5 protein-coding genes and 1 pseudogene are annotated in these 6,095 nt (G+C 69.1%); all 6 read right to left on the bottom strand.

Features of this window, described 5'->3' with window-relative positions:
* A pseudogene (locus ACWEF2_RS24285) lies at positions 1–150 on the bottom strand (hypothetical protein); the annotation flags it as partial.
* A gap of 65 nt (positions 151–215) precedes the next feature.
* A complete protein-coding gene (locus ACWEF2_RS24280; RefSeq protein ID WP_453818654.1) occupies positions 216–1,094 on the bottom strand; it encodes a potassium-transporting ATPase subunit C in 879 nt (292 codons plus the stop codon).
* The gene (gene kdpB, locus ACWEF2_RS24275) at positions 1,094–3,247 is read right to left on the bottom strand and encodes a potassium-transporting ATPase subunit KdpB (protein WP_453818653.1); all 2,154 of its coding nucleotides are present in this window, start codon (positions 3,245–3,247) and stop codon (positions 1,094–1,096) included. The genes ACWEF2_RS24280 and kdpB overlap by 1 nt, the downstream gene beginning before the upstream one ends.
* 1 nt (position 3,248) lies before the next feature.
* A complete protein-coding gene (kdpA, locus tag ACWEF2_RS24270) occupies positions 3,249–4,910 on the bottom strand; it encodes a potassium-transporting ATPase subunit KdpA (protein ID WP_453818652.1) in 1,662 nt (553 codons plus the stop codon).
* Positions 4,910–4,999 carry a K(+)-transporting ATPase subunit F gene (kdpF, locus tag ACWEF2_RS24265; RefSeq protein ID WP_189793838.1) on the bottom strand — a complete coding sequence of 30 codons (90 nt, stop codon included), beginning with the start codon at positions 4,997–4,999 and terminating at the stop codon, positions 4,910–4,912. The genes kdpA and kdpF overlap by 1 nt, the downstream gene beginning before the upstream one ends.
* Positions 5,000–5,440: 441 nt before the next feature.
* Positions 5,441–5,722, bottom strand: coding sequence for an SAV_915 family protein (locus tag ACWEF2_RS24260; protein ID WP_453818651.1), 282 nt, complete (start codon positions 5,720–5,722; stop codon positions 5,441–5,443).
* Between the last annotated feature and the right edge of the window lie 373 nt (positions 5,723–6,095).

Here is a 6,095-nt window from a genome sequence, read left to right as displayed (position 1 = left end):
ACCCACCACCACATCCGTGCCACGCCCCAACCGCCGACGCCCCTCATCCAACATCGCGTAGGTCTTCCCAACACCAGGCGCCGCACCCAGATAGACACGGAGCCGTCCCCGGCCCCTGCTCGCCGCCTTTGTCACCTTCGCCGTGTTCATCTCGATCGTTTCTCGTCCGGAGAGCGGGCCGCCGGAGGTCTCCGGCGGCCCGCTCTCAGCGTCTGTCATCCCTTGTCGAGGGCCAGGTTGAGTTCCAGGACGTTGACGGCCGGCTCACCCATGAAGCCCAGAGCGCGTCCGAGGGTGTTCTCCCGGATCAGCCGCCTGACCCCGGTCACGTCCAGACCGCGCTCCCTGGCCACCCGAGGCGCCTGGAGCTCGGCGTAGGCGACCGAGATGTGCGGGTCGAGCCCGGAGGCGCTGGCGGTGACCGCGTCGGCGGGCACCGCCGGCGGGGCCGCGTCCCCCCGGATCGGGACGGTACGGCCCGTCGCGTAGTCCTCGCCGGGCTTGCCGCACTCGACCTTCACCCCACGGTAGGTGGCCGGGAAGGGGACGGCCGGGCACGCCTGGTTGACGCTGACCGCCCGGGTCGGGGTGCCTGAGGCCGGGAAGACCTTCAGCACCGCCCCCACCCCGTCGGGGGTGCAGTACGGCCGGGCGCCGCTGACCCCCTCCAGTTTCCCGATCGCCAGGCTCCGGGCGCAGACCTGGGTCAGCAGCGACTGCTTACCGGTGTCCGGCTTGCCCTCGTCGTCCTTGGCCCCCGGCACCGGCAGCACGTCGACGACGTCCTCGGGACCGAGGTTGCTGGCGGAGGTCGACAGCATGTCGTAGCCGTCCCCGGCCGCCGACGGGCGGCTCTGAAAGTACTTCTTCACCGGCTGCCCCTCGGCGTCGGTGAAGTTCTGACCGACCAGCGAGCTTCCGATCTCCTTGCCGGCGCCGCCACGGATGATGGAGCCGTTGGCCTTGTCCGCGAAGACCGTCTGAGCCACCGCGATCACCGCCAGCGGATAGACCGCGCCGAGGATCAGGGTGAGGACGAGCAGCGCGCGCAGCGCGGCGAGATGCTGGCGGACCCAGCTGGGCAGGCGTTCCATTACGACATCCCCGGAAGGAACTGAACGAACAGGTCGATGAGCTTGATACCGATGAACGGGACGATGATCCCGCCCAGGCCGTAGAGGTAGAGGTTCCGGCTGAGCAGCTTGGAGGCGCTCGACGGCCGGTAGCGCACCCCGCGCAGCGCCAGCGGGATCAGCGCCACGATGACGATCGCGTTGAAGATCACCGCTGAGAGGATGGCCGACTGCGGACTGGCCAGCCGCATCACGTTCAGCGTCTCCAGCCCCGGGTAGACCGCGGCGAACATCGCCGGAATGATGGCGAAGTACTTGGCGATGTCGTTGGCGATGGAGAACGTGGTCAGCGCTCCCCGGGTGATCAGCAGCTGCTTGCCGATCTCCACGATCTCGATCAGCTTGGTGGGGTTGGAGTCCAGGTCCACCATGTTGCCGGCCTCCTTGGCGGCGGAGGTGCCGGTGTTCATCGCCACCCCGACGTCGGCCTGGGCCAGCGCGGGCGCGTCGTTGGTGCCGTCGCCGGTCATCGCCACCAGCCGCCCGCCCTCCTGCTCCTTGCGGATCAGGGCCAGCTTGTCCTCGGGCGTGGCCTCGGCCAGGAAGTCGTCCACCCCGGCCTCGTCGGCGATGGCCCGCGCGGTCAGCGGATTGTCGCCGGTGATCATGACGGTGCGGATGCCCATCCGGCGCATCTCGTCGAACCGTTCCCGCATGCCCTGCTTGACCACGTCCTTGAGGTGGATCACCCCCAGCACGCGGGCCGTGTCGCCGGAGATCTCCCCCACCACCAGCGGCGTGCCGCCGCTGCCGGAGATGGCGTCCACGATCGCGCCGACCTCGTCGGTGGGGTGGCCTCCGTTGTCCCTGACCCACTTCATCACCGCGGTGGCGGCCCCCTTGCGGACCTGGCGGTCGTCCACGGCGACGCCGGACATCCGGGTCTGGGCGGTGAAGGGCACCCACTCGGCGTGGGCCAGCTCGCCAGGCTGCCGTTCCCGCAGGCCGTACGCCTGCTTGGCGTAGACCACGATCGAACGTCCCTCCGGTGTCTCGTCGGCCAGGCTCGACAGCTGCGCCGCGGCGGCCAGATCCTCCGCCGACACCCCGGGCGCCGGCACGAACTCCGACGCCTGCCGGTTGCCCAGCGTGATGGTGCCGGTCTTGTCCAGCAGCAGGGTGCTGACGTCTCCCGCGGCCTCCACCGCCCGGCCGCTCATCGCGAGCACGTTCCGCTGCACCAGCCGGTCCATCCCCGCGATCCCGATCGCGCTCAGCAGCGCGCCGATCGTGGTCGGGATCAGGCAGACCAGCAGCGACACCAGCACGATCCCGGTGACGCCCTCGGCCGTCAGCGCCAGGGAGTCGGGCACCCCGGGGTTCTCGGCCTTGGCGTAGATCGCCATCGGCTGCATGGTCGCGGTCGCGACCAGGAAGATGAGCGTCAGCGCGGCCAGCAGGATGTTGAGCGCGATCTCGTTGGGCGTCTTCTGCCGGTTGGCGCCCTCGACCAGGGCGATCATCCGGTCGATGAAGCTCTCCCCCGGCTTCTGGGTGATCTGCACGATGACCCGGTCGGAGAGCACCCTGGTGCCGCCGGTCACCGCCGAGCGGTCACCGCCGGACTCCCGGATCACCGGCGCCGACTCGCCGGTGATCGCCGACTCGTCGACGCTGGCGATGCCCTCGACCACGTCGCCGTCGCCGGGGACGATCTCCCCTGCCTCGACGATCACGAAGTCACCCTGGCAGAGTTCGGGAGCGCCCACGACGTCCCACTCGGAGACGGTGATCCCGGGCTTCCAGTTCTTGACCCTGCGAGCGACGGTGTCGCGCTTGGCGGCGCGCAACGTGGCGGCCTGCGCCTTGCCCCGGCCCTCGGCGACCGCCTCGGCCAGGTTGGCGAAGAGCACCGTCAGCCAGAGCCAGAGCACGACGGCCCAGGCGAAGAACGACGGCTCGACGACCGCGAGCACCGTGGTGAGCAGCGCGCCGATCTCGACGATGAACATCACCGGGTTACGCCAGAGCGTCACCGGGTTGAGCTTCCTGAAGGCGTCCGGCAGCGACAGGATCAGCTGCTTGGGGTCGAGCAGCCCGCCGCCGACCTTGCCGTCCTTCTTACCCGGGCTGTCGGGGGTACGGCCCTGCACCTTGAGCGTCTGGGTTGGCATATCAGTTGATTCCTTCTGCGAGCGGCCCCAGCGCCAGGGCGGGGAGGAAGGTCAGCCCGACGAGGATGAGTGTCACGCCGACGACCATGCCGACGAACTGCGGCCGGTGCGTGGGCAGCGTGCCCGCCGACGCGGGCACCGGCGACTGCCTGGCCAGGGACCCGGCCAGGGCCAGCACGAAGACGATCGGCAGGAACCGGCCCAGCGCCATGCACAGTCCAAGCGCCGTGTCGTACCACAGGGTGTTGACCGTCAGGCCGCCGAACGCCGACCCGTTGTTGTTGGAGGCGCTGGTGAAGGCGTACAGCACCTCGGAGAAACCGTGGGGGCCGCTGTTGAGCATGCTCGCCCGCTGCTCCGACGAGCCCATGGCGAACGCCGTACCCGTCAGCACCAGAACCGGGGTGACCAGGAAGTACATCGAGGCGAGCTTGATCTCCCTGGCACCGATCTTCTTGCCCAGATACTCGGGGGTGCGGCCCACCATCAGGCCCGCGACGAACACCGTGATCACCGCGAGCACCAGCATGCCGTACAGCCCCGCGCCCACACCGCCCGGCGCGACCTCGCCCAGCATCATGTTGAACATCGTGATCATTCCGCCCAGCGCGGTGTACGAGTCGTGGAAGGAGTCGACCGCGCCGGTCGAGGTCAGCGTGGTGGCCGCGGCGAAGGTGGCGGAGTTGGCCACCCCGAACCGCACGTCCTTGCCCTCCATCGCCGCGCCGACCGCCTGCGGCACCGTGCCGCCGTGCGCGAGCTCAAGGCCGGTCAGCACCGCGACGCTGATCAGGGCCAGCGTCGCCATCACCGCGGCGATCGCGTACCCCTGACGCCGGTCGCCCACCATCCGGCCGAAGGTGCGCGGGAGCGCGAACGGCAGCATCAGGATCGCGAAGATCTCCACCCAGTTGGTCCAGCCGGTGGCGTTCTCGAACGGGTGGGCGGAGTTGACGTTGTAGAAACCGCCGCCGTTGTTGCCCAGCTCCTTGATGATCTCCTGGCTGGCCACGGGGCCGCCGGTGATCGCCTGGGTTCCGCCGGTCAGCGTGGCCACGTCGTGCGGTGCCGAGAAGTTCTGGATCAGTCCGCCGGCCACCAGGACCACCGCGCCGACGAAGGCGATCGGCAGCAGGATCCGCACCGAGCCGCGCACCAGGTCGACCCAGAAGTTGCCCAGCTCGTCGGTCGTCCTGCGGGCGAATCCGCGCACCAGCGCGATCGCCACCGCCATGCCCACCGCGGCCGAGACGAAGTTCTGCACCGCCAGCCCGGCCATCTGCACCAGGTGCCCCATGGTGGACTCACCCGAGTAGGACTGCCAGTTGGTGTTGGTCACGAAGCTGACCGCGGTGTTCCAGGCCACGTGGTCGGTGACCGGGGGCATGCCCAGGGAGAGGAACAGCTTGTCCTGCAGCCGCTGCATGCCGTACAGGAAGAGGATGGAGACGGCGGAGAACGCCAGCACGCTGCGAGCGTAGACGCTCCAGCGCTGCTCGGTGTCCGGCCGCACCCCGATCAGCCGGTAGATCACCCGCTCCACCGCGAGATGCCGGGTGGCCGTGTAAACCCGGTACATGTAGTCGCCCAGTGGCCGGTGCGTCAGGATCAGGGCGACGACAAGGGATCCGATGAACAGGATCCCGGTCATGGTCGGTGACATCAGAAGCGCTCCGGAAACAGCAGGGCGGCGACCATGAAGACCACCAGGCCGACGACCACGACCAGACCTATGGCGTTGACGGCGCTCACAGCCGGTCCACCGCCTTGACGACAAGCCCGAGAACCGCAAAGACCGCGATCGTCAGGGCGACGAAGATGACGTCGGCCATCCCCACTCCTTGATAGGAAAAAATGTTCTCACCGCTGCGAGGTGCGCGGCACAGAGTTAGCAAATCGCAAGTTTTTCCCCATAAGGCGGTTCTTGACGAGTTCCATACGGCCAGGCATCAAGGCTTGACGCCGTCTCTACGAAAACCGCCGGCACGCCGAATGTTTCGCCTCCCGGCGTACCGAAAAACGGCGGCCGGACCGGTCCACGGCCGAGGCCGGTGACCGAAGTGGTCCGGCCGGGGTCCGGTGAGGACGGCGGGCGGGCCGTCCCCACCGGCGGGCCCTCTCGGGCCTCGATCGACGCCGACCGACGTCAGCGGCCCTGACGGCCTGTGGTCGGGCCGATGACGGGACGGCGCATCACGCCGCCCTCAGGCGCGGGTTCCGGCCCTTCACGGCACACGCGGGGTCGATCACGATACCGGCGACATCGAGGTTCTCGATCATTCCGCGCAGCGCGCGCTCGCTCAGCCACGTCCACTCGTGGCCGCCGCCGAGTACTCCGACGAGCCGGTCCCGCGAGGTGAACGCGACCGCCGTCCGCCTGCCCCCCGGGGTCCGGAACAGGCTCAGGGCCAGAACCCTGCCTCCCGAACGGACCGGGACCAGCAACGGGGGTTCACTTCTGCGCGAGGTGTCCATGCGCTCCTCCTGCTTCGGTAACAAGGCCAGCTAGCCACACAAAAGGGACGCTATGAGCGCCAACGCTGGGAAAAAGCGATCCCGATGCGATCCTGACGCGCCTCCGACCGTCTCTGACAACCCCTTGACGGCCGCCCGGCGTGAACGCCCGGGCCCTCTCGGAGATCACCGTCCGGATGCGGCCCGCTCCTGCCGCCGGCTCCCTGATGACCGGTCTCCTGATGACCGGTCTCCTGATGACCGGTCTCCGGCGGAGCGGGGCTCCCCGGCTCCTCGCCGGGCGGCGCGCCGATCGCCCGGCCACCGGCAGGTGACGGTGACGGCCACGGAAAAGCGGGCCACTGTATCCCCGAGAGCATGGCATGACGAGATT

This window comes from Streptosporangium sp. NPDC004631 (assembly GCF_053601935.1).
Note: the sequence above shows the minus strand (reverse complement) of the source record. Positions and strands in the feature narration are given on the sequence as shown.

What these genes read in the sequence shown, in the direction of transcription:
- kdpB (WP_453818653.1), bottom strand. Translation starts at nt 3,247, where the DNA reads ATGCCAACCCAGACGCTCAAGGTGCAGGGCCGTACCCCCGACAGCCCG.
- kdpA (WP_453818652.1), bottom strand. Translation starts at nt 4,910, where the DNA reads ATGTCACCGACCATGACCGGGATCCTGTTCATCGGATCCCTTGTCGTC.
- ACWEF2_RS24280 (WP_453818654.1), bottom strand. Translation starts at nt 1,094, where the DNA reads ATGGAACGCCTGCCCAGCTGGGTCCGCCAGCATCTCGCCGCGCTGCGC.
- ACWEF2_RS24260 (WP_453818651.1), bottom strand. Translation starts at nt 5,722, where the DNA reads ATGGACACCTCGCGCAGAAGTGAACCCCCGTTGCTGGTCCCGGTCCGT.